Source organism: Streptosporangium sp. NPDC049644 (assembly GCF_040675205.1).
Classification (GTDB): domain Bacteria; phylum Actinomycetota; class Actinomycetes; order Streptosporangiales; family Streptosporangiaceae; genus Streptosporangium; species Streptosporangium fukuiense.
Window position 1 is genome coordinate 159,956 of record NZ_JBFAOJ010000002.1, and the last position, 25,989, is coordinate 185,944.

General features: G+C 71.1%; 22 protein-coding genes and 1 pseudogene. 16 read left to right on the forward strand and 7 right to left on the reverse strand.

All coding sequences use genetic code 11. The annotated features are described in order from the left end of the window. Positions 1–74 precede the first annotated feature (74 nt). Positions 75–770 (reverse strand): helix-turn-helix domain-containing protein, encoded by a 696-nt coding sequence (locus AB0J58_RS01820; RefSeq protein WP_364208895.1) that lies wholly within the window; start codon positions 768–770, stop codon positions 75–77. 87 nt (positions 771–857) lie between these two features. Here AB0J58_RS01820 and AB0J58_RS01825 point away from each other — a divergent pair, with 87 nt between their 5' ends. Then, a complete protein-coding gene (locus tag AB0J58_RS01825) occupies positions 858–1,211 on the forward strand; it encodes a hypothetical protein (protein WP_364208898.1) in 354 nt (117 codons plus the stop codon). Between the two features lie 348 nt (positions 1,212–1,559). Beyond that, complete coding sequence (locus tag AB0J58_RS01830) at positions 1,560–3,467, forward strand: WD40 repeat domain-containing protein (protein WP_364208901.1); 1,908 nt, start codon at positions 1,560–1,562, stop codon at positions 3,465–3,467. Positions 3,468–3,568: 101 nt separating this feature from the next. Here the strand turns inward: AB0J58_RS01830 and AB0J58_RS01835 are convergent, their stop codons facing one another. Then, entirely contained in the window at positions 3,569–4,627 is a 1,059-nt protein-coding gene (locus tag AB0J58_RS01835; RefSeq protein WP_364209041.1) for a WD40 repeat domain-containing protein, read from the reverse strand. After that, positions 4,604–4,807: pseudogene (locus AB0J58_RS01840) on the reverse strand (DNA-directed RNA polymerase subunit alpha C-terminal domain-containing protein); the annotation flags it as partial. The gene AB0J58_RS01835 and the pseudogene AB0J58_RS01840, both read right to left, overlap by 24 nt. 611 nt (positions 4,808–5,418) lie before the next feature. On the opposite strand from AB0J58_RS01840, the gene AB0J58_RS01845 reads away from it, so the two are divergent. The 10 genes from AB0J58_RS01845 (at position 5,419) to AB0J58_RS01890 (ending at position 15,863) form a co-directional block, all read left to right on the forward strand. Beyond that, entirely contained in the window at positions 5,419–5,985 is a 567-nt protein-coding gene (locus tag AB0J58_RS01845; RefSeq protein WP_364208904.1) for an NAD(P)H-dependent oxidoreductase, read from the forward strand. Between the two features lie 59 nt (positions 5,986–6,044). Beyond that, positions 6,045–7,703 (forward strand): ABC transporter substrate-binding protein, encoded by a 1,659-nt coding sequence (locus AB0J58_RS01850; protein WP_364208906.1) that lies wholly within the window; start codon positions 6,045–6,047, stop codon positions 7,701–7,703. Between the two features lie 2 nt (positions 7,704–7,705). Then, a complete protein-coding gene (locus tag AB0J58_RS01855) occupies positions 7,706–8,653 on the forward strand; it encodes an ABC transporter permease (RefSeq protein WP_364208909.1) in 948 nt (315 codons plus the stop codon). 11 nt (positions 8,654–8,664) lie between these two features. Further along, on the forward strand, positions 8,665–9,717 hold the full coding sequence (locus AB0J58_RS01860) for an ABC transporter permease (protein ID WP_364208911.1): 1,053 nt from the start codon (positions 8,665–8,667) through the stop codon (positions 9,715–9,717). Continuing rightward, positions 9,714–11,468 (forward strand): ABC transporter ATP-binding protein, encoded by a 1,755-nt coding sequence (locus AB0J58_RS01865; RefSeq protein ID WP_364208914.1) that lies wholly within the window; start codon positions 9,714–9,716, stop codon positions 11,466–11,468. Before AB0J58_RS01860 ends, AB0J58_RS01865 begins: the two co-directional genes overlap by 4 nt. Then, on the forward strand, positions 11,462–12,658 hold the full coding sequence (locus AB0J58_RS01870) for an acyl-CoA dehydrogenase family protein (RefSeq protein WP_364208917.1): 1,197 nt from the start codon (positions 11,462–11,464) through the stop codon (positions 12,656–12,658). Before AB0J58_RS01865 ends, AB0J58_RS01870 begins: the two co-directional genes overlap by 7 nt. Then, a complete protein-coding gene (locus tag AB0J58_RS01875; RefSeq protein WP_364208920.1) occupies positions 12,655–13,998 on the forward strand; it encodes an LLM class flavin-dependent oxidoreductase in 1,344 nt (447 codons plus the stop codon). Before AB0J58_RS01870 ends, AB0J58_RS01875 begins: the two co-directional genes overlap by 4 nt. A 10-nt stretch (positions 13,999–14,008) precedes the next feature. Then, the gene (locus tag AB0J58_RS01880) at positions 14,009–14,386 is read left to right on the forward strand and encodes a rhodanese-like domain-containing protein (protein ID WP_364208923.1); all 378 of its coding nucleotides are present in this window, start codon (positions 14,009–14,011) and stop codon (positions 14,384–14,386) included. Positions 14,387–14,436: 50 nt separating this feature from the next. Continuing rightward, positions 14,437–14,937, forward strand: coding sequence for an Rrf2 family transcriptional regulator (locus AB0J58_RS01885; protein WP_364208926.1), 501 nt, complete (start codon positions 14,437–14,439; stop codon positions 14,935–14,937). Positions 14,938–15,023: 86 nt separating this feature from the next. Then, complete coding sequence (locus tag AB0J58_RS01890; RefSeq protein ID WP_364208929.1) at positions 15,024–15,863, forward strand: sulfurtransferase; 840 nt, start codon at positions 15,024–15,026, stop codon at positions 15,861–15,863. 88 nt (positions 15,864–15,951) lie between these two features. Here AB0J58_RS01890 and AB0J58_RS01895 read toward each other — a convergent pair whose 3' ends face one another. Both AB0J58_RS01895 and AB0J58_RS01900 read right to left on the reverse strand, forming a co-directional pair. Next, positions 15,952–16,668: a TetR family transcriptional regulator gene (locus tag AB0J58_RS01895; protein WP_364208931.1), complete on the reverse strand. Its 717-nt coding sequence runs from the start codon at positions 16,666–16,668 to the stop codon at positions 15,952–15,954. Positions 16,669–16,791: 123 nt separating this feature from the next. Next, on the reverse strand, positions 16,792–17,202 hold the full coding sequence (locus tag AB0J58_RS01900) for a nuclear transport factor 2 family protein (RefSeq protein ID WP_364208934.1): 411 nt from the start codon (positions 17,200–17,202) through the stop codon (positions 16,792–16,794). A gap of 256 nt (positions 17,203–17,458) precedes the next feature. On the opposite strand from AB0J58_RS01900, the gene AB0J58_RS01905 reads away from it, so the two are divergent. From AB0J58_RS01905 to AB0J58_RS01915, 3 genes are all read left to right on the forward strand, one after another. Next, the gene (locus AB0J58_RS01905; RefSeq protein ID WP_364208937.1) at positions 17,459–18,175 is read left to right on the forward strand and encodes an alpha/beta hydrolase; all 717 of its coding nucleotides are present in this window, start codon (positions 17,459–17,461) and stop codon (positions 18,173–18,175) included. Positions 18,176–18,279: 104 nt separating this feature from the next. Continuing rightward, the gene (locus tag AB0J58_RS01910) at positions 18,280–19,935 is read left to right on the forward strand and encodes an AMP-binding protein (protein ID WP_364208940.1); all 1,656 of its coding nucleotides are present in this window, start codon (positions 18,280–18,282) and stop codon (positions 19,933–19,935) included. A 112-nt stretch (positions 19,936–20,047) separates the two neighbouring features. Then, positions 20,048–20,776 (forward strand): EthD domain-containing protein, encoded by a 729-nt coding sequence (locus AB0J58_RS01915; RefSeq protein ID WP_364208943.1) that lies wholly within the window; start codon positions 20,048–20,050, stop codon positions 20,774–20,776. Positions 20,777–20,956: 180 nt separating this feature from the next. Here the strand turns inward: AB0J58_RS01915 and AB0J58_RS01920 are convergent, their stop codons facing one another. Then, on the reverse strand, positions 20,957–21,913 hold the full coding sequence (locus AB0J58_RS01920; protein WP_364208946.1) for a hypothetical protein: 957 nt from the start codon (positions 21,911–21,913) through the stop codon (positions 20,957–20,959). Beyond that, positions 21,910–23,646 (reverse strand): thiamine pyrophosphate-binding protein, encoded by a 1,737-nt coding sequence (locus tag AB0J58_RS01925; RefSeq protein WP_364208949.1) that lies wholly within the window; start codon positions 23,644–23,646, stop codon positions 21,910–21,912. Before AB0J58_RS01925 ends, AB0J58_RS01920 begins: the two co-directional genes overlap by 4 nt. A 743-nt stretch (positions 23,647–24,389) precedes the next feature. On the opposite strand from AB0J58_RS01925, the gene AB0J58_RS01930 reads away from it, so the two are divergent. After that, positions 24,390–25,985 carry an MDR family MFS transporter gene (locus AB0J58_RS01930; RefSeq protein WP_364208952.1) on the forward strand — a complete coding sequence of 532 codons (1,596 nt, stop codon included), beginning with the start codon at positions 24,390–24,392 and terminating at the stop codon, positions 25,983–25,985. Positions 25,986–25,989 lie beyond the last annotated feature (4 nt).

Below are 25,989 nucleotides of genomic sequence, written 5' to 3' on the forward strand. Positions count from 1 at the left end.
GGCTGGTGGGGCCTGTTCTGGGTTCGGATGGGCGAGCGGCCGGCGGTCCCGCGCTCTGTTCCGGCCTCAGGAATTCAGGTCGCCGGGTCTGGTGCGGGACGAGTGGTGGAGGCCGGTGAGTTCAGGACGTCGTGCAGATCGAGCGCGGCGGGTGGCGGAAGGGGCCCGGCCTGTTCGGCGCGGAAGGCGCTGAGCAGGTAGGCGACGAGCCGTCGGGACGCGGCCAGGGCCGCTTCGGCGGATTCGGTGATGACGCCGCAGTTGGCCTTGAGCAGTAGGGCGAGGTCGTCCTGCGCGAAGTCGGCGCGCAGCCGCCCGGTCGCCTTGGCGCGTCGCGTCAGCTCGGCGAACCCCTGTACGGCGCGGTCGCGTTCCTGCTCGATGTCGACCGCGCCGGGGAACGCCGCGACGAAGGCCGTGCTGAAGCCGCGGTCGACGGCCTGCATGGTGCACACCTTCTCGATGGCCGTGCAGAACCCGCGCCACGGGTCCGGATCGGCCAGCGCGTCGTCGAGGACCGACACGCATGCCTCGAACCGATCGGCGAACACCTCGGTGACCAGCGACTCCTTCGTGGGGAAACGGCGGTAGAGCGTCGCGATCCCCACCTGGGCATGCCGGGCGATCGCGGCCATCGGCACGTCGAGCCCGCGGTCGGCGAACAGTTCGCGGGCGACCTCGACGATGCGGTCGCGGTTCTGCCGCGCGTCGGCGCGCAACCCCGCGGCCGCGTCGGGGACGGTCGGCATACGAGAGGTCTCGGCGCTCATGTCTCTCACTTTAGGCCAAGTGGATGGGGCTCTCCACTTATCGGGTTACGCTGGCCGGCAGTAGACACCCGTCATGATGGAGGTTCCGTGCGATACCGGAGAGCACTTCCGAAGCGAGCGGTCGGCCGGTTCAACTCCTGTGTCCTGACATTGCGCTCCTCGCCCCGATGGGGCCGGTTCATCAGCGGACACCTCACGGTCGTCACCTACACGGGACGCCGCTCGGGACGCACCTTCAGCACACCCGTCGCCTTCCGGCGTTCGGCCGACACCGTCACGATCGGCGTTCAGTTCCCCGACGCCAAGGTGTGGTGGCGCAACTTCCTGGACGAGGGCGGCCCGATATCGCTACAGCTGGACGGGGTCGACCGCACCGGGCACGCGGTCGCCAGACGTGACGAAGCGGGCCGCGTCACCGTCACCGTCCGGCTGGACGGCTGAGCTCCACGTCGGCGATCGTGCGGGCCAGGAGCCGGTTGAGCTGAGGTTCTCGACCACGACCGTGCCATAGGTGGCCGCCGGGCGGGCGGTGAACCTGTGCAGGCCGTCACACGCGGGCGGGCGCCTTCCGACGTTCACGATCGCTCTCCATCGGACCCGCATTCCGCACCCGGCCGACCGGTTCGGCCACGCGGCTGGATCATCGAGCTCGTCACCGGCCCGTGGTCTCCCAGTGATCGACAAGCCGCTCACCAGTCGCGATCTCTAGCCTCTCTCTGGTCCCGCGCGCTCGAAGCGGCGCGGCGGGAGCAGATCCAGACCTACGCGTGACACCGGGAGGAAGAGCGGATGGCTGCGGCAATCACCGCGATGGCGTTCGGGCAGGCCGGATTCCTGGTCGTGGCGCGCGAGGACGGGCGGATCGAGTCCTGGAACATCGGATCCCCCAGCACGGTGCGCGTGGTGTGCGACGGCTCGGAGGACCCGGTGCTGGACCTGGTGGCCGACGGCCCGCGGATCCTGGGCGTGTCGGCGCGGCGTGTCATCGCCTGGAACGCGGCAATGGAGGTCGAGGCCGACCACGCGCTCGACCATCCCGCGCACTTCGTCACGGTGACGCCGCGCGACGTGTGGCTGGCGGGCGACTCGCACGTCGCTCGGCTCGACCGCGAGCTGAAAGGGGCGACATGGACGCCGATCGCCGACGGAGAGACCACCGACTTCGACGTCCATCCCTCGGGGCGGCGCCTCGTGGTGGTCAAGGACCGCGTCCGCGTCCGCGTCCACGACGCCCGCACCGGCGCCGAACTCCACGCCTGGGACCGCGGGGGCAGGGACGGTGTCCGGCAGGTGTCGGTACGTTTCACCGACAAGCCCGATCACCTGTGGGAGGCCGGCAACCGGAGTTGGCGGCTGCGGCGCGTCTCCGCGAAGAGCGGACGGCAGACCAAAGACCGAGACCACCGGAAACTGGCCAGCGCATGGGCGGGCCCGCTGGCGTTCAGCCCGGACCGCGGGCACCTGGCGGTCCTGCAGACCGGATGCGACGTTCAGGTCTGGGACCTGGAGGCCGATGCCGCCGTCTTCTACGTGGAACCGGTGGCCGACCGTTCCCAGGAGAAGGTGCTGGCCTCGCTCAGCCGCGTCCCGACGCTCGCGTCCGCGGGCCCGGGAGTTCTCCGGCGGTCGGGCAGCCGCCGCCAACCCGACCGTGACGCGGCGGTGACCGCCCTCGCGGTCGCCGAACGGGGCGCCATGGTGGCCCTCGGCGGACGTGACGGTGTCGTCCACCGCTGCGACACCGTGACCGGAGCGATCGAACGCCTCGGCGAGCCCCGCCTCCTGGCACCTCCGCGAGGCGCGGCGATCACCCAGTGGGCCGGAGGCGTCGCGCACGGCGTCCGCGACGGCGAGCACTGGATCGTCCGCGAGGGCACGCTCGCCAGGCTCGACTTCGAGCGGCCGGATCGGATGCGAGGGGTGGCCCTGGAGGATTTCCCCGCTCTCGACAGGTCCATCGGCCGCCAGGCCACGCTGTTCTTCCGCGGCGACCTTGTCTGGCACACGGCCTGGGACACGCTGCGGGCCTGGGAGGTGGCGACGGGACGGCTCGTGTGGCACGCCCAGACCCCGGGGCCGCCGCAGATCGCGGGCGACACCGCCTACATGATCGACGGCCACTACCACCCCCGGCCCGGTTTCCCCCTGCTGCGAATCGATCTGAACACCCGGGAGAGGATGGACCCCCGGCACTTCGCGATCGACGAGGCGTCCATCGACCTGAGCGTCGCTCCGGTCAACTGGCCGAGGATCTCCGCGATCGGGCCGCACATCGTGCTGGAGACCTACTCCCGCCCGGAACGGGCGTTCCTGATCGATCCCGAGCGGTGCCTCCTGCTCCACGAACTGCCCCGGGACATCGGCCGGGACCCGCACGACGGCCGCCACGTGCTGCACCGGATCCCCGGCGGCTATGCGGTGATCGACCTGGAGAACCCGGCCGCCCCGCCGAGGACCCGTCGGTTCCCCGACCCGATCGGCGCCGTCCACTGGCACCGGGAGATCGGCACCGACCGCGTCATCGGGTGGGGCCGTGACTCGCGGCGCGTTGTCGTCGCCCGCACGAGCGGCGAACTCCTCGGCCATTTCGCAGGCCACGGCGAGGAGGTGTCCGCCTTCTTCGTCTCGCCCGACGAGCACACCCTCCTGTCGGTCGACCACGCGGGCTTCGTCCGCGCATGGCACCTGGACCGGTAGCGCTTCGTCAGGTCGGCGTGTCGTGGGGTTGCCGGGTTTTGTTCATCACCACGCCGCGACTCGCCCCAAAAGCGGCTGCGCCGGCCCGACCCTCCGACAGGTCACGGATGTGGCGCCGAGAGGTCCCACAGTCGTGTCGCGCTGTCGTGGCCCGCGGTGGCCAGCAGGTGGCCGTCGGGGTGGAAGGCCACCGAGGCGACGGTCCCGAGGTGGCCGCTGAACAGGGCGAGCGGTCGGCCGGTGGCGGTGTCCCACAGCTGCGCCGTGCCATCGGCGCCCCCGGTGGCCAGCAGGTGGCCCCCGGGGTGGAAGGCCACCGACCAGATGTGGTCGGTGTGGCCGGCCAGCGGGGTGCCGGCGGGCTTTCCGGTGGTGGTGTCCCACAGCAGTACGGTGCCGTCCTCGCCCCCGGTGGCCAGCAGGTGGCCGCCGGGATGGAAGGCCAGCGTGTGGACCGGCTTGGGGTGATCGAACAGGGCGACGGTCTGGCCGGTGGCGTCCCACCACCGTACGGTGCCGTCCTCGCTCGCGGTGGCCAGGTAGTGGCCGGCGGGGTGGAAGGCCGCCGACCAGACGGTGTCGGTGTGGCCGGTGAACAGGGCGATGAGCCTGCAGGTGGAGACCTCCCACAGTCGTACCCCGTAATCCCAGCCGGCGGTGGCCAGCAGGTGGCCGTCGGGATGGAAGGCCACCGTGTGAACAGATCTGATGTGACCGGCCAGGGGAGTGCCGACGGGTTGGCCGGTGGTGGTGTCCCACAGCCGTGCCGCGTCGTCCGCACCGGCGGTGGCCAGCAGGTGGCCGTCGGGGTGGAAGGCCAGCGTGTGGACCGGCTCGGTGTGGCCGGTGAGTGGAACACCGACGGGCCGGCCGGTGGCGGTGTCCCACAGCCGTGCTGTGCGCCTGGCGCTGGTGTCCCACAGCCGCGTGTGGTCGCTGTCGGACCGGAGGGGCGCGGTGTCGGTGTGGCCGGACAAGGGGGCGCCGACGGGCTGGCCGGTGGTGGTGTCCCACAACTGCGCCGTGTCGTCCCAACCGGCGGTGGCCAGCAGGTGGCCGCCGGGGTGGAAGGCCACCGAGCAGACGGACGCCCAGGAGTCGTGCCGGACGAGGGCGGAGTACTCCCGGACGCCGTCGGGCGGGGCGGCTCGCAGGGACAGGCCGATGTCGGCGAGCCTCTGCTTGGTCTCCTCGGCCGACCCGGAGCCGAAGCCCTCGATGGCCAGCAGGTCCCGTTCGCTGAGGGCGGCCAGCTCGCCGCAGGTGTGGATGTCCGCCCGTTTGAGGCGGTTGTACACACGGACCGTGAGGTTGAGTTCCTCGATGGGCAGAGCCAGGTCGTCACCCGACGAGTACCCCAGGCACAGTGGGTCATGGTCCGTCGTCCATGACTGGCGTAGTGACATCGTGGACCTTCCTTAAGATCACACTCTCCCCGGCGGGAGTCTTTCCGCTGCCTGCAGAGGTGTCAACCCGCGCCGTTCCGCGGGGCGCCCACCAGGGTGGGGACAGGCTCTGTTCGCGCCGCGGTAGGTCGGCGACCTGGGTGGGTTCGGCTTCGACGGGACGGGTGGTCGCTCCCAGGAGGGCGCCTGTGCGGGTCGTTCGGTGGTGGGGCGAGGTCGTCGTGAACACGTTCTGTCATGGTTGTCCGTGGATCCGGGTCGGGCCACGACTTGAAACCTACTAAACCAGTATGGAAATATGGTTTTTATGTTCGCGGCACTGACCACGTACAACAGGCGTCGCGTGCCGGAAATCATTCTGGTGCGCTGCCTGTTCGTCGACTTCGTACGGACCGACGGCGCCATCTGTCGCTGAGGCCGCACATCACCGAGCGTCAATGACGGCCCACGCGGGCCCGTCCTGCCTCGCCTCGACGGCGACGTCGCGGGGGCACCTCGTCTCTTTCTCCACCCGTCTGGCGAGCACGCCGTAGGAGATCTTTCGCATGGCCCTTGTGGTAGCAGTGATCGGCGGCCCGACCCCGGGTTCCGCCACCGCGGCCCTCGCCGAGAACGTCGCCGAACGGCTGGAGTTGGAGGGCCACACCACGGTGCTGATCAGGCCGGCGGACCTGCCGCCCGCGGCGCTGATCGCCGGGGACTCCGCCGATCCGCAGATCCGTTCCTCGATCGAGTTGATCGGGCAGGCGGACGGGGTCGTGGTGGCCACCCCGATCTTCCAGGCGTCCTACTCGGGGCTGCTCAAGACCTTCCTGGACGTGCTGCCTCCGGGCGCGCTGGCGGGCAAGGCCGCGCTGCCGCTGGCCAACGGCGGCAGCCGGGCGCACCTGCCGGCCGTCGACTACACGTTGCGGCCGGTGCTGAGCGCGCTGGGCTGTCCGCAGGTGGGGCAGGGGGCGTTCGTGCTCGACGCCGACATCGTCCGGCACTCCTGCGGGGTCAGCCTGACCGGCGCGAGCGAATCCCGCGTAGCGGCGGTCTGCCGCCAGTTCGCCCACGCCCTGATCCACGACCGGTCCTCCGTCCGGTCCTCCGGCCAGTCGCTGTTCTGACCTCGGCCTTTCTCTCCTTCAACGACCTTTCCAGGTCGTCCTTTTGACAAGGGTTTCTCATGTTCGGATATTCGTTGTTCTCGACCTCCCCCGTTCGGGCGGCAGCCGCAGGGGCCGCGCTCGCGTTGCTGGCCGCCGGATGCTCCTCGGGCGGTGAGGCCACCGCGGGCGCGAGCGGCGCAGACGGCGGCGCGCCGGTGCAGGGCGGCAAGCTGACCATCGCGGTCTCCAGCTTCCAGCCGTGCCTGGACGTCTCGCTCACCGGCGGCCGCAACAGCACGGTCACCCACCAGATCCTGGACACCCTCACCGACCAGGACCCGAAGACGGGCGAGATCATCCCGCGGCTGGCCACCAAGTGGGAGGTGAACGACGACTACACCGTCTTCACCTTCCACCTGCGCGAGGGCGTGACCTTCAGCGACGGCACCCCACTGGACGCCAAGGTGGTCGCCGACAACTTCAGCACGCTCGCCGCGCTGGTCGGCGAGGGCAAGACCGACACTCTGACGCTGAACGCGCTCAACAGTTTCTCCGGCGCGGAGGCGGTCGACCCGCTGACCGTCAGGCTGAACTTCAAGCTGCCGGAGCTGGGCTTCCTGCGCAACGCCAGCGACCCCTACCTGGCGATCCTGTCGGCGTCCACGCTGGCCACGACCACCGAGGAGCGCTGCGCGGGCAAGCTGGTCGGCACCGGACCCTTCGTCTTCGACCAGATCGTCAAGGACAAGTCCATCACCCTCAAGCGCCGCGCGGACTACACCTGGGGTGCCGAGGGCGTGGTGGCGCACCAGGGGCCGTCGTACCTGGAGGGCATCGTCTTCGAGGCGGTGCCCGAGTCGGGAGTGCGGGTCGGCGGCCTGGTCAGCGGCCAGTTCGACATCAGTGACGACATCCCGATCACCGATCTGCCGCAGCTGCGCTCGGCCGGGCAGACGATCGTCTCGCGGGTGGTGCCCAACCTGGTCCCGGGCATGCGCCCCAACCCGTACAGCCCGCTGGGCTCCGACGACGCGGTCAGGCGGGCCATCCTCAAGGGCACCGACCGCAAGGAGATCACCGAGACCCTCTACCCGGAGATCTACAAGGCACCGACCAGCATCGTCTCCTCCGGCACCGCCGGGTGGAAGGACTTCGGCACGGACCTCGCGTACGACCCCGAGGGCGCCAAGAAGATCCTTGACGAGGCGGGCTGGAAGCCGGGCGCCGACGGGGTCCGGGAGAAGGACGGCGTACGTCTGGAGCCGAAGATCACCTACATCATCGGCAACTTCTTCGGCGCCACCCAGCAGGAACTGGAGCTCGCCCAGCAGCAGCTCGCCAGGATCGGGGTGAAGGTCGAGATCAAGGCCAACACTCCCGCCGACAACGCCGCGATGCTCAAGGACATCTCCAAGGCCGACTACGACTTCCTCACCGGCTCGGGCGCGAGCAAGGACATCGACTTCCTCGCCGGGCTGTTCAAGAAGAGCAACTCCGCGCTGCTCAACGCCGAGCAGCCCGAGCTGGAGGCCGTCGCCGACGCGTTGAACGAGGCGGCCACCCCTGAGGCCCGCACGAAGGCCGCGGACGACCTGCAGAAGTACGTCATCGACCACGGCCACTGGATTCCGCTGCGCGAGCAGACCAAGGTCGTCGCGGTCTCCCCGCGGGTCAAGGGCTATCTCCTCGACACCTATGCCGCGCACTTCTTCCACGACACCTGGCTGGCCGGCTGACCATGGCCCGCTACCTGCTGCGCCGCGCGGTCCAGGGCGCCTTCGTGCTCTGGGCGGCCTTCACCGCCGGCTTCGTGATCCTCTACCTGCTGCCCAGTGATCCGGTGGAGATCATGCTCGCCTCCACCGGATCCATGGGCGAGCTCGATCCCGGTGCGGTGGCCGCGCTGCGCGCCGAATACCACGTCGACGAGCCGTTCTACGTCCAGTACGGCATCGCGCTGTGGCGGTTCGTCCAGGGCGACTTCGGAACCTCCATTCCCCAGCGGCTGCCGGTCACCGAGCTGATCGGCCAGGCGCTGCCGGAGACCCTGGGCCTGGCCGGGCTGGCCTTCGCCATCGCCGTGGTGCTCGGTGGGGGACTGGCCCTGCTCACCGGCTACCTGCGTGGGGGACGGCTGCGGTGGCTGCTGCTGTCGCTGCCCCCGCTGTTGGTGTCGATCCCCTCCTTCTGGGCGGGGTTGATCCTGCTGCAGGTCTTCTCGTTCCGGCTCGGCTGGTTTCCCGCGATCGGGAACCGGGGCTTCGCCTCGGTGGTGCTGCCCGCGGTGACGCTGGCCCTGCCCACCGCGGCGATCATCGCCCAGGTCCTGATTAAGAGCCTCCGCCAGACCTGGGACGAGGCGTTCGTGGTCACGGCCACCGCCAAGGGCGCCTCCAGGCTGCGCGTCCTCTTCGTCGACGTGCTGCGTCACGCGAGCCTGCCGAGCCTCACCCTGGTCGGCATGACGGTCGGCAACATGCTGGCCGGGGCGATCGTGGTCGAGACGGTCTTCTCCCGGCTGGGGGTGGGCCGCCTGGTCGAGCAGGCCGTCTCCGCGCAGGACATCCCGATGATCCAGGGCCTGGTCGTGCTGTCGGCTCTCGTCTTCGTGGTGGTGAACCTGGTGGTCGACGCCGTCTACCCGCTGCTCGATCCGCGCATCCGGCCGTCGCGAGCGGCCACGTGAAGGAGCTGAGCGTGTCCGATCCCGCCACGACCCTCCCCGGCGGCCCCGCGCCGCACGAGCCATCCGATCCCGGGACGCCGGGCCTCCCGCCCGGCCCCGACTCCGGTCTCGGACCCGCCTCTGTCTCCGTCTCCGGTTTCGGCCCTGTCTCCGAACCAGCCTCCGACCTCGACTCCGAGCCCGGTTCCGGCTCCGATCTCGGGCCCGACACCGCCTCCCGCCTCGGCCTGCCGCGCCGTGGCACCGGCGGGGCACGCGCGATCGTGCGGCGCCCCGGGCTGGTGCTCTCCGTGCTGTTCCTGGTGCTGGTGCTGGCCTGGGCGCTCACACCCGGGGTCTTCGCCCCCTTCGACCCGCTGGTCGGCTCGCCGAAGGACAAGCTGCTGCCCCCGAACGGCACCTACTGGTTCGGCACCGACCATCTCGGGCGCGACCTGTTCTCCCGGGTCGTGCACGGGGCCTCGCTCTCGCTGACCGCGACCGCCCTGGCGGTGCTGGTCGGATTCCTCGCCGGGTCGTCCCTGGGCCTGCTCTCGGGGTACCTGGGCGGCCGGTTCGACGACGCCGTCATGCGCTGCGTCGACGTGCTGCTGTCGATCCCGGGACTGCTGCTCTCGCTGGCCGTGGTCACCGTGCTGGGTTTCGGCACGCTGAACGTGGCGGTCGCGGTCGGTGTGGCGGCGGTGGCCGGTTTCGCCCGGGTGATGCGGGCCGACGTGCTGCGCGCCCGCACCCAGGTGTTCGTCGAGGCGGCCGAGGCACTGGGCGTCGGCCGGTGGAGATCCCTCATCCGCCATGTGCTGCCGCACGCGGTGGGCTCGGTGCTGGTGATGGCCGCCCTGGAGTTCGGCACGGCCATCCTGGCGGTCTCCTCGCTGAGCTTCCTCGGCTTCGGCGCGCCGCCGCCCGCTCCCGAGTGGGGGTCGCTGGTCTCCGAGGGGCGCAACTACCTGGTGAGCGCCTGGTGGCTGACCACCCTGCCCGGCGCGGTGATCGTGTTGACCATGCTGGCGACCAACCGGGTCGCCCGCGCCCTGGACGCCGGCAGGGGAGACGACCGTTGAGTACACAGCCCCTGCTGCGCCTGACCGACCTGCGGGTCGGGTACGGGCCGGCCCGGCGCGGTGGTGACCGGCACGAGACGGACGCGGTACGCGGCGTCAGCCTGCGGGTGGACCGGGGGGAGGTGGTGGCGCTGGTGGGCGAGTCCGGCTCGGGCAAGTCCTCCACCGCGCACGCCGTCAACGGGCTGCTACCCGCCACCGGGCGGATCAGCGCGGGACGGGTCCACTTCGGCGGGCAGGACATCACCGGATGGCCGGACCGCGCGATGCGCCACCTGCGCGGCGCCGAGATCGGGTTCATCCCCCAGGATCCGGCGGTCGCGCTCAACCCGGTACGGCGCATCGGGCACCAGGTGGCCGACGTGCTGCTGCTGCACGGCCGGGCCACCCGCAGGAACGTCCGGGGACTGGTCGAGGCGGTCCTGGCGGAGGCCGGGCTGCCGGACCCGGCCGACTACGCCCGCCGCTACCCGCACGAGCTGTCGGGCGGCATGCGCCAGCGGGTGCTGATCGGCATCGCGCTGGCCTGCGCGCCCCGGCTGGTCATCGCCGACGAGCCGACCAGCGCTCTCGACGTCACCGTCCAGCGCCGCATCCTGGACCACATCCAGCGCCTGACCTCGGCGAACGGCACCGCCGTGCTGCTGATCACGCACGATCTGGGGGTGGCCGCCGACCGGGCGGACCGGATCGTGGTCATGCGGGAAGGCCAGGTCGTGGAGGAGGGGCCGACCGAGCGGATTCTCGGCGGCCCCCGGCACGCCTACACCCGCCGCCTGCTGGGCGCGGTCCCCACCCTGACCGGGCCGACGCTGATCGCCACCTCCTCACCGGGGCGGGCGGTCCCTGGCGCACGCTCCGAGACGGAGACGGCCTCGGAGCCGCGTCTGGAATCGCGACCGCGCGCCGAGGCGGGGCCGGACTCGGAGACGCGTTCGGAGACCGATACGGAGACGGCGCCGCTGCTGGAGCTTCGGGGTGTCACCAAGGAGTTCAAGCGCGCCGCCTCGGTGACCGTCGCTGTCAGCGACGTGGACCTTGTCGTCGGCCGGGGCCGCACGGTCGGCCTGGTGGGCGAGTCGGGCTCCGGCAAGTCCACCACCGCGCGGATGGCGCTGCGGCTGGAGACCCCCACCCGGGGGCGGGTCCTGTTCGACGGCGTGGACATCACCACGGCCACCCGCGGGAAGCTGCGTCCGCTGCGGCGGCGCTTCCAGCCCGTCTACCAGAACCCGTTCGCCTCCCTGGACCCGAGGCTCTCGGTCGCGGCGCTCATCGACGAGCCACTGGACGCGTTCGGCGAGGGGGACCGCGCCGCCCGGCGCCGCCGGGTCGCCGAGCTCGTCGACCAGGTCGCCCTGCCCTCGTCGGTTCTCGACCGGCACGCCACCGAGCTGTCCGGCGGCCAGCGGCAAAGGGTGGCCATCGCCAGGGCGCTGGCGCTCCGCCCTGAGCTGATGGTCCTCGACGAGCCCGTCTCGGCACTGGACGTCTCCGTACAGGACCAGATCCTGCGGCTGCTCGTCGAGCTGCAGGCGCGGCTGGGGCTGAGCTACCTGTTCATCTCCCACGATCTGGCGGTGGTCCGCCAGATCTCGCACGAGGTCACGATCCTGCGCTCCGGATCCGTGGTCGAGAGCGGTCCGGCCGAGCGCGTCTTCGACAACCCGCACCACTCCTACACGAAGGAACTTCTCATGGCGGTACCCGGACAGCTGGACCACGGCACGGACGCGAGCTCCCGATGGTGAGCCCGCTGACCGGCGCGCGTACCGAACGGCAGGTCCTCGCCGCGCTGCAGGAACTGGTTCCGGAGATCTCCGCCCGGGTCGCGAGGGAGGACCGGCCGCACGCGGAGACCTTCGCCGACCTCAGGGCGGCGGGCCTGCCCTCCTTCGTCATCCCGGCCGCGTACGGAGGCGGGGGCGCCACCCTGCCCCAGGCCGGCCGGGTGATCCGGACCCTCGCCGCCGCCGACGCCTCGGCCGCGCTGGTCCTCACCATGCACTACATCCACGGCACGCGCCTGCTCTCGCCGCAGGTCCCCGGCCGGGGAGTCGCCGAACTGGGTCGTACCCTCGCCGCCACCGACGGCCTGGTCAACTTCGCCAGCAGCGAGCGGCTGAGCGGCGCCCCCAGCAGGGGCGGCGCCGTCCAGACCCGCGCCACTCGCGGGGACGACGGGTCGTGGCTGCTGAGCGGCCACAAACGCTACGTCACCGGCAGCATCGCCCTGGATCACCTGCTGGTGTCGGCCACTGTGGACAACGACGACGGCGACGACACCGCCGAGCCCGTGGCGCGCACCTTCGTCGTCCCGGCCGACGCGGACGGGGTGCGGATCGAGCCGACCTGGGACACCTTCGGCATGCGCGGCTCGGCCTCGCACGACGTCGTCCTCGACGGCGTCACCGTCCCAGCGGACGCCGTCGCCGAGGCGTACGACCCCGAGGTGGCCCCGGAGATCACCCGTACCTTCGGCGCCTGGTGGGCGCTGCTGCTGGCCTCGATCCACCTGGGCATCGCCGAGGCGGCCCGCGAGGTGGCCCTCGTGTTCGCCACCGGTCCCCGAGGCGACGGCCGTCCGGGCAGCCGCGCCGAGCAGCCCCGCACCCAGGAACACGCCGCGCGCGTCGAGCTGGCCCTGCTCCAGGCGCGCCTGCTGCTGGAGGACGCCCTGCACCGGTGCGAGGGTGTCCCGGAACCCGCCGACGTCGTTCAGGCCACCGCCACCAAGCTTCTGGTCCACCGGCACGCCTCGGACGTCGTCGACCACGCCTGCCGCCTGGTCGGCGGAGCCTCCGTCTGGAACACCTCCCCGCTGGGACGCCACTTCCGTGACCTGCGCGTCGCCCTGTTCAACCCGCCCAACGAGGACGTCGTGATCGACGCCGTCGGCCGCGCCGCCCTCGGACTGAACGAGAAAGGCACCTGGACGTGACCCCGTCCCGCCGTACGATGTCGCTGAACTTCAACCTCAGCGGCGTCGGCCACCACGCCTCCGCCTGGCGTCACCCCGACAGCCGGACCGACCAGGCCCTGGACGTCGAGTACTACGTGCGGCTCTGCCAGACCGCCGAGCGCGGCGGGTTCGACTCGATTTTCATCGCCGACACCCCGGCGCTGCGCGGCGACCCGAACGACGCCCTGGCCAACACCCCCTTCGAACCGCTGACCCTGCTGTCGGCCATCGCCACCCGCACCACCCACATCGGACTGATCCCCACCGTCTCCACCAGCTACAGCGACCCGTACACCGTCGCCCGCCAGGTCGCCTCCCTCGATCTGATCAGCAAGGGCAGGGCCGGGGTCAACCTCGTCACCTCCGCGGGTGACCACGTCGCCCGCAACCACGGCAGGGAGCGGCACATCCCGCACGCCGACCGCTACGCCCGCGCCCGGGAGTTCGTCCAGGTACTGGAGCGGCTGTGGGGCAGCTGGGCGCCGGACGCGGTCCTGGCCGACCGCGAGGCCGGCACCATGATCCGTCCCGGCGGCATCACCCCGATCGACCACGTCGGCGAGCACTTCTCGGTGGCCGGGCCGCTTACCGTGCCGCCCTCGCCGCAGGGACGCCCCCCGATCGTGCAGGCCGGGGCCTCGCCCGCCGGGATCGAGCTGGCCGCAGCGCACGCCGACGCCGTCTACGCCCGCTCCATGTCGATCGACGAGACGCGAGGTGTCTACCGCTCCATCAAGACGCGGGCCGCCGAGCTGGGCAGGGACCCGCACTCGATCAGGGTCCTGCCAGGCGTGGTGCCCTACGTCGCGGCCACCGAGGCCGAGGCCAGGCGGCTGGTGCGGGAGATCGAGTCCCGGTTGGTGACCAACCCCAACGCCCTCACCGCCCTCGGCGTGATGCTCGGCATCGACCTGTCCGGATACTCCCCGGACGACGCCGTCCCCGTGCACCTGCTCCCCGCTCCGGAGGACTTCAACGGTTCGGTCACCGGCTTCGTCGAGCTGCGCACCATGGCCGTCGACGAGGGCCTCACCCTCGGCCGGCTCGCCGGCCGCCTCGGCGGCCTCGCCCCGCTGGGCATGTGGGCGCTCATCGGCAGCGGCGAGCAGGTGGCCGACCAGCTCCAGTACTGGTTCGAGAACGAGGCGGCCGACGGCTTCAACCTGATGATGCCGATCGCCCCCGGCGGCATCGAGTCCTTCGTCGAGCACGTCGTGCCGATCCTGCGGGAACGCGGCCTGGTGCGCGCCGGCTACGAGGGCACCACCCTGCGTTCCCACTTCGACCTGTCCCTCGACACCCCGTCGCCACTTCACTGAGAGGAAGACCATGACCGTCTCGCCCGAGGACCTTTTCATCGACCCCGAGCAGGCCGCCGGGAAGCTCGCCGCCGGTGCGCTCTTCGTCGACGTGCGCCGCCCCGAGGCGCGGGCCGAACACGGCCTGCTGCCCACGGCCGTCGCCGTGGAGAAGGTCGACGTCCTGAAGAGTTTCGACCGGGAATCCCCGGAACTGCTGGCCGACGCCGCCGATCCGGGCCGAGAGATCGTCGTCTTCTGCTCGTCGGAGCGCGGTTCGGGGCCGGTCGTTCAGAAGCTCGCGGAGTTGGGGTACACCAACGTCACCCATATCCTTGGCGGGTTCAGCGCATGGAAGGAACAGGGCTTTGCGACACACCCCCATGACGGCGTGGCCACGGATGCCTGAACACCCGCAGGCGCAGTCGGCCGCGTGCGACCGGGCCCGCTGAGGCCCAGGTGCGAATCTCGGCCAAGACCGACTACGCCCTGCGCGCCCTCACGCAGCTCGCGGCGCACGCGGACCGCCCGGTCAGCTCCGAGGAACTCGCGCAGGGGCAGGAGATCCCGCACAAGTTCCTCGAAGCGATCATGGCGGAGCTCCGGCGCACCGGGTTCATCACCAGCCAGCGCGGCATCGGAGGCGGGCACCGGCTCCGCCTCCCCGCCGACCAGGTCGTCATCGCCGACGTCATCCGTGCCCTCAATGGGCCGCTCACCGTCATTCGCGGAGAATGTCCTCAGGACATCGAGTACGGCCCGCCCTCGGAAGGGTTGCGAATCGTCTGGATCGCCATGCGCGCCACCCTCAGGTCCATCCTCGAATCGGTGACACTCGCCGACATCGCCGGGGGAACACTGCCCGGCCATGTTCGCGAACTCGCCGGTGACCCGGACGCCTGGGTGACCCACTGGTTCCAAAGTCCCGGCCAGATTCAGGAAACAGGCCGCAAGGTCTGATCCACGTCGTATTCAAATGTCAGAAGGACGGAACGTCGACATCCTCCCCGCCCTGAAGGACGGGGTCTGCACGCTGGGGGTATTTGATGAGTGAGAGCCCGACCGGACTGATCGGTGCGGACGAGCTGGCCGAACGGCTCAGGTCTGGGTCGCGGGTCCGGCTTCTCGACGTTCGATGGCAGCTCGGTGACCCGCACGGCCACCGCGCCTACCTCGAAGGGCACCTGCCGGGAGCCGTCTTCGTCGACCTGGACACCGAACTGGCCGCCCCGCCCTCCGCCGAGGCCGGACGCCACCCGCTGCCGGACCCGGACGCGCTCCAGCGCGCCGCCCGCCGCTGGGGGCTGGACGACGGTGACGAGGTCGTCGCGTACGACGCCGGTGGCGGCCTGGCCGCGGCGCGCGCGTGGTGGCTGCTGCGCTGGGCGGGGGTGTCCTCGGTGCGGCTGCTCGACGGCGGCCTGCGGGGCTGGACGGAAGCGGGCCATCCGGTGGAGACCGGCGAGGTCCGGCCCGAACCGGGGAACGTGACGCTGGCCTCCGGTGCCCTGCCCGTCCTCGACGCCGACGCCGCGGCCGAGCTCGCCGGCAACGGCGTGCTGCTCGACGCGCGGGCCGCCGAGCGCTACCTCGGCCACACCGAGCCGGTGGACCCGCGCGCCGGGCACATCCCCGGCGCGGTCAACGCCCCCACCGGGGAGAACCTGACGCCGGATGCGACCTTCCTCGACGAGGAGGCGCTCGCCGGCCGCTTCGGCGCCCTCGGGGTGAAGGAGGGCACCAAGGTCGGCGTCTACTGCGGTTCGGGGGTGACCGCCGCGCACACCGTCTTCGCGCTGGAGCGGATCGGGATCCGCGCGGCCCTGTACGCCGGGTCGTGGTCGCAGTGGTCCAACGACCCCGACCGGCCCGCGGCCACCGGCTGACGGGGACCCGGCACGGGGGCACTCGCCGGGACGACGGGCCGCGATGTCGCCATCGCGGCCCGCCGGCCCGATCGGGTGCCCGGTCTCGTCACGAGCTCCGAGGGGCGCCGGCCGCCCGCTCGTGCTCGGCCACGCGGAGCTTGATTCCGGTGATGAATCGCTCGACGGCGTAGCGGAACTGGCGCGCCATCGTCTGCACACCCGCACCCGGTGCGTATCGCATCAGGTTGGGGTACGGCGGCCCGGAACCCGCGGTCTCGCCCTCCGCTCGAGCCTCGCTGTAGCGAGGATTTCCCGGCGAGGTGCGCTCGCCCGCCACGAACCCGAACAGCAAGGTGATGAGCGCCATGTAGGAGTCGCCCACCTCGTCATCCGGCAGGCCGCTCTCCGCGACGAGCCCGATGAGGGCGTCCGCCACCCTCAAGGTCTCGGGCCCGAGTTCCCAGGCCGCGCGCCAGAGCACGTCGACGAGCGCGGGGCGCGGCAGCAGTGCCTCGTGACAACGGACGAGGGTCTCGAGCAACCGTACGTCCCAGGTGCCGGCGGCGGGAACGGTGACCTCACGGAGGGTCTCGTCGAGGATGAGCAGCAGCAGCTCGTCCTTGTCCCTGACATGCCAGTAGAGCGTCGAAGAGCCGGTGCCCAGCGTGTTGGCGAGCTTGCGCATGGACAGTTTCTCGACACCCTCCGTGTCGAGAAGCCGGGTTCCGGCCCTGATCACGTCCATGCGGGTGAACGTCAGCCGGCCTTTGGCGCGGGCCGAATCCGACCGGCGCCGCTCTGGTTCGAACTCTGTTCGTGACACACGAGCAGTGTACTGTCACTCGATCCGGCTCTCGGCGATCATGTCGTGGCGGCCTCTGCCGGGGGGCGACCCGGGTCCGTCTCCGTGCCCGGGTGGCCAGGAGAGCACGGAGACGGGGCGAGGTCAGGCCCCGGCCCTGATCTCCGTCCCCTGGGCGGAGACGAGGCGCCATCCGGTGCCGGAGCCGGCGACGAAGACATGGGTGTACCTGCTGCCGCCGGTGAACGTGCTGCCGTCGGGGTTGGTGAAGTTCATCCCGGTCCGCCCGACGACGATGCCGACATCGCCGATCCGGCGCACGACGGCCTCGTCGGGAAAGGACTGGACGGCCGGGAACCGGACGGCTCCCGACGACACCGCGTCCAGCAGGACGGAGCCGGGCACCGCCGCGCCGTCATTGACGCTGACCAGGATGAAGTCGTCCGCCAGCAGTTCGCTCAGGCGGGCCGCGTCGCCGGCGACCAGGGCGTCGAAGAAACGCCGGTCGTGGTCGAGAAGGGACGCGCGGTCGTCAGGGGTGGCCAGGGTGTTCATCGGACTCCTCTGCTGCGATGGGGAGCGTCACCGCTCCTCGCTGATCGAACAAGCGGGAGCACCCGCCGGTGCCTCCGTGGAAGCGGCGCCGGGGTCGCCCGGCCGCTTCATGGGAACGCTGATCGTGCTTCTGGAACATTGATATTGACACACGAGCAGTGTTCGAGTGATAGTGGGCCCACCTTACCCGCCGCGCCTCCGGACGGCCAGTCCTCGCTGGTCGAAGCCACGGACGCGGCCATCTCAGGAGGTTCACATGACCCTTCGCACCTGCGTGCTGGTACACGGCGGCTGGCACGGCGGCTGGCACTGGGACGACGTCGCGGCGAGGCTGCGGAACGCGGGCGCCGACGTCCACGCGCCGACGCTGACCGGTCTGGCCGAGCGGGCGGGTGAGGCCACCGCCCGGACCGACATGTCGACGCACGTCGCCGATGTCGTTCGCGTCATCGACGAGCACGGACTGGACGACGTCGTACTGGTCGGCCACTCCTACGGAGGGATGGTCATCACCGGTGTCGCGGCCGAGCGGGGCGATCGGCTGGCCGAACTGGTGTACCTGGACGCCTTCGTGCCCCAGGACGGCCAGTCCGTGGGCGACCTGCTGGGCCCGGACTTCACCGCGGCCGCCCGGGCGTTGGCCGAGGCCGCGGGCACCCCCTCACTCATCCCGCCCATGTTCCCCATCGAGGACACCACCGGCTGGTCCGGCGAGCGCGCCGCCGCGATCGCGCGGCGGCTGACCTCGCACCCCATCGGCACGATGGAGGAACCGGTACGGGCGCCGGCCGAACCGGCCGCCCGCCGTACCTTCGTCTACTGCAACGCCCGCCCTCTGGGCATCGTGGAACCGTACGCGAGCGCGGCGCGCGAGTCGCCGGACTGGGACTACTACGAGCTGGCCGGCCCGCACGACGCGGTACGCGTCATGCCGGCCACGGTCGCCGGGTTGATCGAGTCGCTCGCCTCCTGACGCGAGGGATCCCCGCACCACCACGGCCGTGGCCATGGCGGCCACAAATCCCCACCAACCCGGCCTTTCGAACAGGCCCGCCAGACTCAGATGGAGATTCCGCGATGACTCCCACACCGTACGCGCACCCGGCCGGCGAGGCGGGAGAGCCGAGGCCGCCGCTGACCCGATCCTGGTGGCCCGCCGAGGTGACGTCGCCGCTCGCCGACCTCACCGTCGGCGCCGCGCTTCGCGCTGCGGCGCAGGACAGCCCCGGCTCCGTCGCCCTCGTCGAGGGCGTACCCGACGCGGCACGACGCCGCCGGTGGACGTTCGCGCAACTGCTCGAGCAGGCGGAGACCGTCGCCCGCGGCCTGCTCGCCCGTTTCGGGCCCGGTGAGCGAGTCGCCGTCTGGGCCGACAACCTGCCCGAGTGGGTGCTCCTCGAGTACGGCGCCGCACTCGCCGGCGTCACCATCGTCACCGTCAACCCGGCGCTGCGCGCGGAGGAACTGCGTCACGTCCTCAGGCAGTCCCGGGCGGCCGGGGTGTTCCTGGTTCCCGGCTACCGAGGCTCCGATCTCGCCGGGATCCTGGCGAAGGTACGCCCGGACCTGCCCGGCCTGCGGGAGGTCGTCAGTTTCGCGGACTGGGACCGGTTCCTGTCGGCCGGGCGGCCGGACACCCCGCTTCCCCGGGTCGACCCGGGCAGCGCCGCGCAGGTGCAGTACACCTCGGGAACCACCGGGACCCCGAAGGGCGCGGTGCTGCACCATCGCGGGATCGTCAACAACGCCCGTCTCTACGCCGAGCGATGCCGGCTCACTCCCGGCGGGGTGCAGGTGAGCCCGATGCCGCTGTTCCACACCGCGGGCTGCGTGGTGAGCGTGCTCGGCGCGCTCGCCGTTCGCGGGACGCTCGTGCTCCCGTCCGCCTTCGACCCGGCGCTCATGCTGCATCTCGTCGAGTCCGAGAGGGCGGACACGCTCATCGGCGTGCCCACCATGCTCATCGGGATGCTGGACCACCCGGAGTTCGCCCGCACGGACGTGTCCGGGCTGACCCGGGTGATCTCCGGGGGAGCCGTGGTGCCGCCCGAACTCGTCCGGCGTATCGAGACCCGGACCCCCGCGGTCGTCAGCGTCCTCTTCGCCCAGACGGAGGCGTCGCCGGTCATCACCGCGACCTCGTCCGAGGACGGCGGGCAGGACCGGATGGAGACCCTCGGCCGTCCCCTGCCCCACACCGAGGTGCGCATCGTCGATCCCTCCGACGGCACGACCCTCCCCGTCGACACCGTCGGAGAGCTGTGCACCCGCGGGTATCACGTCATGACGGGTTACTTCGACGACGTCGTGGCCACCATGTCGGCCATCGACGCCGACGGCTGGCTGCACACCGGCGACCTGGCCAGCATGGACGAGCGCGGCTACTGCCGTATCGAGGGACGCCTCAAGGAAATGATCATCCGAGGCGGCGAGAACATCTACCCCCGCGAGATCGAGAACGTCATCTTCCAGCATCCCGACGTGGCCGACGTGGCCGTCGTCGGGGTACCGGACGACACGTGGGGTGAGCAGGTCGCCGCCTTCGTCCGCCCGGCGCCCGGTCGTACGCCGGACGTGGAGGGGTTGCGCGAGTACTGCCTGGCCCGGCTCGCTCGCCACAAGGTCCCGAAGCAGTGGTCCGTCGTCGAGGCGCTGCCGCTCACGGCGTCGGGCAAGGTGCAGAAGTTCCGGCTGCGCGAACGGCTCACGGGGGAGCGGACGCACCGGTCGTGAGCACGTGCCGGCGGCGACCGGTCGAGCCGGTCGCCGCCCGCCTGTCCCGGTACAGGGAAGTACCCAGACCGTCCGTGCCGTCCCCGCCGGCGAACACCGACAGGAGTGCGATGTGATCAAGCTGTTCACGCTGTGGAACCGGCGTCTCGACCAGACCCACGAGGAGGCCGTCGACTACTGGACGCGGGTGCACGCCCCGAAGGTGGTGGAGGCGCATGGCGAACGGTTGCTGCGCTACGCGTGCAATGTCGGGATGCCCGCCGACTATTCCGGCTGGGCCCCGGACGAGGCCCCCGCCTGGGACGGCGTCGCCGAGGGCTGGTACGACGTCGACGACCCGGCCGAGCTCGCCGCTCTGGTCGCCGAGACGTCCGACCGGCTGCGCGACGGCGAGCGAGACTTCATGGGCACCTTTCAGCACATGGCCACCGACCAACAGGTCCACGTCGACAGGGCACGTGCCCACCGAGGCGTCAAGGTGCTGTTCATGCTGGCGCGCCGGCCCGACATGACCCCGGCGCAGACGGCGGCCCACTGGCGCGAGCGGCACATGCCTCTCGTCCGGGACGTTCTCGGCGACACGCTCGTCCGCTACACGACCAACGTCGGCCTGGCCGCCGACTTCCGCGGCTGGTCGCCCTATGAGGCCCCCGCCTACGACGGCATCGCCGAACTGGCCGTCGACAACCCGGTGTCCGACCACATGGCGCTGCTCCAGGCCCGGCAGGACGTCCTGCTGCCCGACGAGCACGTCTTCATCGGCACGTACCGGATGGCGTTCACCCGTGAGGTCCTCGTACTCGGGGGGCCGGACGAGCCTCTGCCGACCACGGCGTGTTGACGGCGGGGCCTCCCCCGGCCACGGCATGGGGCGCCGGCCTCGGGACTCCCGCGACGACGGTGGGGGCCGCCGCGGGGGCCCCGGGGCCGGCGTCCTGTGTGACGATCTCCATATGGGCGAAAGTGCCCAAGGCGGTGGCGGACGTGCTCGCCGGGGCGGCCGGGGAAGGCCGCCCGGCTCTCACCTCCTGATCAACAACGCGATCTGGTAGGAGCCGATCCCCACCCCGAACAAGACCAGGTAGGGCGTGTCGACGACATCGGCGGCGGCGGCGAGCGTCACCGCCGCGGAGGCGACGGTGAGGTTGCCGTAGTCGCTCAGCGTGTCGTGGTAGCGGGCCGGATGCAGGAGATCCCGCCAGTGCTCCAACAGGACGTCGGAGGCCTGGTGGCCGATCACGGTCACCTCCCCGAGGCCGATCCCGTGACGTCCGAGCAGCCTCCGGATCAGGTCCGGCGGCCCGTCCATTCCCGTGGACCGGAACGCTCCCACCCCCGCGTCGGGCTCGATGCGGTAGACGGGCCGGACGGTGTCACCGGTGTCACGGCGGACGGCCATCGTCATGGCGCCGTACTCGGTGCTGCGCGTCTCGTGGATCCAGTCGACGATCACCATCCGTTCCGACCGGCGGAGCACGGCCGCACCCGCGCCATCCCCGATCATCCCCGCGTGCGGGTTTCGGGCGTCCACGTGACGGCTCCAGTTCGTCCCGACGCTCACCAGCGCGTGGGTGAAACGCCCGGCCCGCATGGACTCCCAGGCGAGCGCGAGCGCCATGACGAAGGTGCCGAACTCGCAGTTGACCGGTACCACGAGCGCGTGGCTCCCCAGTCCCAGGTCGCGGTGCACGCGGAACAGCCCGTTCGGGCTCTGGAATTCGGAGACCGTTATGTATCCGTACAGGCTGTCGATCTCGTCCGCGCGGACACCGGCCTCCTCCAGGGCCCCGCGGCACGCCGACACCGCGAGATCCTCGATCGCCTCGCCGTCCGCCAGGATCCGGCGGCTGCGGGCCCCGCTGAACAGCCCGCTCTCGGCCGAGGGCCCCCTCCCGGTGGAGACCGCCTCCACGACCGTCGGCGGCAGGGCCGATCCCAGTCCCGCGACGCCGATGCCGGTACCCGTCTCCCCGGTCATCGCGCGTCCCCCGCCACCGCGGCGAACCGCTCACCGTAGGGGGGACTCACCCGGTAGTCGATCTTGACCACGACCACCTGGGGTCGCGACCGCCTGGCCGCCGCCGACCTGGCCTCGCCCATCGCGCCCCGCAGGGCTTCGGCCTTCTCGACGACGTAGGCGTCGGCGCCGAGCGCGCGGGAGAACTGGGCGAGATCCACCGCCCCCAGCCGGTAGAAGTCGTCGTCCAGGGAGAAACGTCCGCCGTTCTGCGCGTGCTCTCCGTGGTTGACCATCCCCAGGTAGCCGTCGTCGAGGACGACGAAGATCGCGCCCACCCGGTTCCTGGCGGCGGTCCTGACCTCGTTGCCGTTCATCAGGAACGCGCCGTCGCCGACGAGCGCGGTCGCGACACGGTTGCCGTCACCGATCCTCCCGCCGACGGTCGCGCCGCACGACCAGCCCATCGACGACAGGCCGCACGGGTAGAAGACGCGGGTCGGCGGATCGATCACCAGATGGTGGGTGGCCCACGCCGTGCAGTTGCCCATGTCGATGTACAGGTCGTCCTGACCGGTGAGCAGGTCGTTGAGGGCGAGCATCACCGCCGCCGGCGACACGCCCGTCCCGCTGTCACGGGGAAGCGGCACCGGCGTCGGCCGCGAGGAGGAGGGCGAGAGCGTGGGTGCCTGCTTCACCTCGCCCAGCCCGGGCAGCTCACGGCGCAGACCACGCAGGAAGATCTCCGCGTCGGCCTGAATGTGTTCGCCGCCCCTGAGGAACTGACCGAAGACCGTGGGATCCAGGTCGACGTGGAAGTACGACGAGACGGCCGCGAGATCGCGGTTGAAGCTCCTGGTCGCCCATTCCCCCAGTCCGCTGCCGATCACCAGGAGGGCGTCGACCCCCGCCGCGGCGTAACTCGCCGCCCGCTCGGTGCCCGCCGTCCCCAGCACGCCGAGGCAGAGGTCGTCGCTCTCGGGGAAGACGCCCTTGGCTCGCATGCTGGTCACGACGGGAACCCCCAGCGTGTGGACGATTTCCCGGAGCGACGACTGATCCGAGCGCAGCGCCTGCCGCGCTCCGTTCCCCAGGAAGATCAGGGGACGTCGTGCCTGCGAGAGCGCCCCGAGGACGCGCCGCGCCTCGGCGGGGTCGAGTTCCATGCCGGGACGCCGGGCCGGCACGGTGGCCTTCTCGTCCCCGACCGGCATCCGGGCGATGTCCGCGGGAACCGACAGGTACGCGGCGCAGGGGCGGGGACCGGTCGCGACGTTGATCGCCTGGGAGAGGATTCGGGGAAAGGAGCCCGCGTCGCTCAGGCCGGTGGAGAACCCGGAGACGTGGGAGTACATCGCGGTCATGTTGGTGCCGAGATCGCTGCTGTCCTGAAGCGCCCTGAGGCCGAAGAGATCCGTCCGGACCTGACCGCCCACCACCAGCAGCGGAACCTGGTCACGGTGAGCTGAGGCGACCCCGGTCAGCGCGTTGAGGGCGCCGGGGCCCGCGGTGACCAGGCACACGCCCAGTTTTCCCGTCGACCGCGCGTATCCGTCCGCCATGAAGGCGGCTCCTCCCTCGTGAGAGGCGATGATGAATTTGATCTTCGGATGTTCTCGCAGAGCCTGAATGAAAGCAGATATGTTTCCGCCGGGAATGCCGAAAACCGAGTCCACCCCCAGGGCGTCGAGCTGCTCGAGGAAAAACTCGGCCACGGTCAGCTCGCTTACCGAATCTGTTCTGGTGTTCAGCACAACTGTTCCCCCCCGGGAAATGAAGCATTGGGATATCTAACGGGACAACGTGATATCTAACGACATATTCATCATCCGTTCGCCCACTGGGCATCACTCTCCAGGCGGACGCCGGATCACCCGTGCGGGGGAGGAGAGGGGCGTCACCGATCACCCGCACGGTGGAGAGGGGCGCTGTCATCGGCGGACGGGAGTCCGTTTTTCCAGGTCAAATGCGCGGCGCGGGAATGGCGGCGTGGAGGGGTGCCCGCCGTCGAGGTGACGAACGCCCGGCATGCTCGAAATTCCCGAAGAACATAGAGTTAACAAACAAAGTGTTTATCGGGTGAATGGCGCTGTTTTGTAAAATCCGGAGACGTGAATCACGGAGACGGCCGAGACCGGTGACCTGACGCGTGACGCCCTTTCCCGTCGCGGCGGCCACCGTCTTCAGGGAAGGGCCTTCCCCGGTGTCCGTCCGGCGCGTGAGGTCTCCCCGTACGGGCCGCCGAATCGGGACCGCGACGCGGGACGGCTCCGGCGTGGTCCCGGCTCCGGTACGGAACCATGCCTGTCCAGGGCGCGACGGCGGAAGGCGTACCCGGGGCGGATGATGCGGAAGGGGGCATGGGACACTTGTCAGGACGACGGGGCGCGTTGTTGACATCGCAGCCCGTCGGCCCGGGACGATCATGCCCCGCGCCGCGCCTCCTGCCGCCGTCACCGCCGCACAGCGCGAGCGGAGACCCGCGGAGAAGCCTCTCGTGGATCACCCCCTTGTCACGCCCAACGCCTTCGCGCAGCCCAAGGCTCTTCCTTCTCCCCCATCCCTGTCCGAGACCCCCGCCTCCGCTTCCTCAGGCGCCCGACCGGAGGCGCCCACCCCCCGGCTCGGAAGGGTCTTCGTCGCCCTGCTGCTGGTCACCTTCCTGTCCGCGCTGGACCAGACGATCGTCGCCACGGCCCTGCCCACCATCGTCGGCGAGCTCGGCGGCCTGGAACACATGTCGTGGGTCGTGGCGGCCTACGCGCTCGCCGCGGCGGTCGCGATGCCGGTCTTCGGGAAGCTCGGCGACGCCCTGGGGCGCAAGTCGCTGCTGCTCGGGTCGATCGTCGTCTTCCTGGTCGCGTCGGTGCTGTGCGGCGTGGCCCAGGACATCGTCCAGCTCGTCCTGGCCCGCGCCCTGCAGGGGCTCGGCGCCGCGGGACTGATGATCCTGTCGCAGGCCGTGGTCGCCGACCTGGTCCCGCCGCGCGACCGGGGCAGATTCCTCGGACCGCTGGGCTCGGTCTTCGGCGTCGCCACGGTGGTCAGCCCGCTCATCGGCGGAACGCTCACCGACGGTGCCGGATGGCGCTGGATCTTCTGGCTCAACCTGCCGCTCGGCATCGTGGCGTTCGCCCTCGCCGCCACCTCGCTGCACCTTCCCAAACGGCGCCTTTCGGCCCCCCTCGACGTGACGGGCACCGCTCTGATGGCCGTCACGACGACCGCGCTCGTCCTGATCGGCACCTGGGGTGGCACGCTCCACGGCTGGGCGTCCCCGACGATCCTGGGCCTGGGCGCGTTCGCGGTGCTGGGAACGTTCCTGTTCGTGCTCGCCGAGCGCCGCGCCGCCGACCCGCTCATCCCGCTCGGCATCCTCGCCGACCGCACCGTCCTGGTCGCCGGTGGACTGAGCCTCGTGGTCGGCGCCGGGCTGTTCAGCGTGGTCAGCTACGTGCCGTCCTACGTCCGCATGGTCTACTCGATGAGCGCCACCGCGGCGGGCCTGTTCCTGGTGCCGCTGACGCTCGGCCTGCTCGCGACGAACATCGGCACCGGTCTCCTGATCAGCAGGTTCGGGCGCTACAAGATCTACCCGATCGCCGGCACCGCCCTCGCGGCCGCCGCGATGCTGCTGCTCGGGTCGATGACCACGCAGACGCCCTCGTGGCTGCTGGCCGCCTACCTGGTGCTGCTCGGCCTCGGGGTCGGCTGCTTCATGCAGGTCTCGATCACCGCGGTGCAGATCGCGGTGCCCCAGTCCTCGGTCGGCACCGCCACCTCGACGGTCGTCTTCGTACGGGAGATCGGCGTGACGGTCGGGGCGGCGGTGATCGGCTCGGTGTTCGCCAGCCGGGTGGCCGCCGGGCTGGGGCCCGCGCTGGCCGGCGCCGGCGACCCGTACCGCCTGACACCCGAGGCCGCCGCCGCGCTGCCTCCCGCCACCCGCGCGCTCGTCGCCGGGGCGTACGCCGACGGGCTGGTGCCGATGTTCCTGTGGCTGGCGGTGGTGTTCGGGGCGGGCCTGGTGCTGGCGCTGCTGCTCAGGGAACGCCCGCTCACCGGATCATCCGACGCGGCCGCCGAGGGATAGTCCT

What these genes read in the sequence shown, in the direction of transcription:
- AB0J58_RS01820 (WP_364208895.1), bottom strand. Translation starts at nt 770, where the DNA reads ATGAGCGCCGAGACCTCTCGTATGCCGACCGTCCCCGACGCGGCCGCG.
- AB0J58_RS01830 (WP_364208901.1), top strand. Translation starts at nt 1,560, where the DNA reads ATGGCTGCGGCAATCACCGCGATGGCGTTCGGGCAGGCCGGATTCCTG.
- AB0J58_RS01845 (WP_364208904.1), top strand. Translation starts at nt 5,419, where the DNA reads ATGGCCCTTGTGGTAGCAGTGATCGGCGGCCCGACCCCGGGTTCCGCC.
- AB0J58_RS01850 (WP_364208906.1), top strand. Translation starts at nt 6,045, where the DNA reads ATGTTCGGATATTCGTTGTTCTCGACCTCCCCCGTTCGGGCGGCAGCC.
- AB0J58_RS01855 (WP_364208909.1), top strand. Translation starts at nt 7,706, where the DNA reads ATGGCCCGCTACCTGCTGCGCCGCGCGGTCCAGGGCGCCTTCGTGCTC.
- AB0J58_RS01870 (WP_364208917.1), top strand. Translation starts at nt 11,462, where the DNA reads ATGGTGAGCCCGCTGACCGGCGCGCGTACCGAACGGCAGGTCCTCGCC.
- AB0J58_RS01880 (WP_364208923.1), top strand. Translation starts at nt 14,009, where the DNA reads ATGACCGTCTCGCCCGAGGACCTTTTCATCGACCCCGAGCAGGCCGCC.
- AB0J58_RS01890 (WP_364208929.1), top strand. Translation starts at nt 15,024, where the DNA reads ATGAGTGAGAGCCCGACCGGACTGATCGGTGCGGACGAGCTGGCCGAA.
- AB0J58_RS01900 (WP_364208934.1), bottom strand. Translation starts at nt 17,202, where the DNA reads ATGAACACCCTGGCCACCCCTGACGACCGCGCGTCCCTTCTCGACCAC.
- AB0J58_RS01905 (WP_364208937.1), top strand. Translation starts at nt 17,459, where the DNA reads ATGACCCTTCGCACCTGCGTGCTGGTACACGGCGGCTGGCACGGCGGC.
- AB0J58_RS01910 (WP_364208940.1), top strand. Translation starts at nt 18,280, where the DNA reads ATGACTCCCACACCGTACGCGCACCCGGCCGGCGAGGCGGGAGAGCCG.
- AB0J58_RS01920 (WP_364208946.1), bottom strand. Translation starts at nt 21,913, where the DNA reads ATGACCGGGGAGACGGGTACCGGCATCGGCGTCGCGGGACTGGGATCG.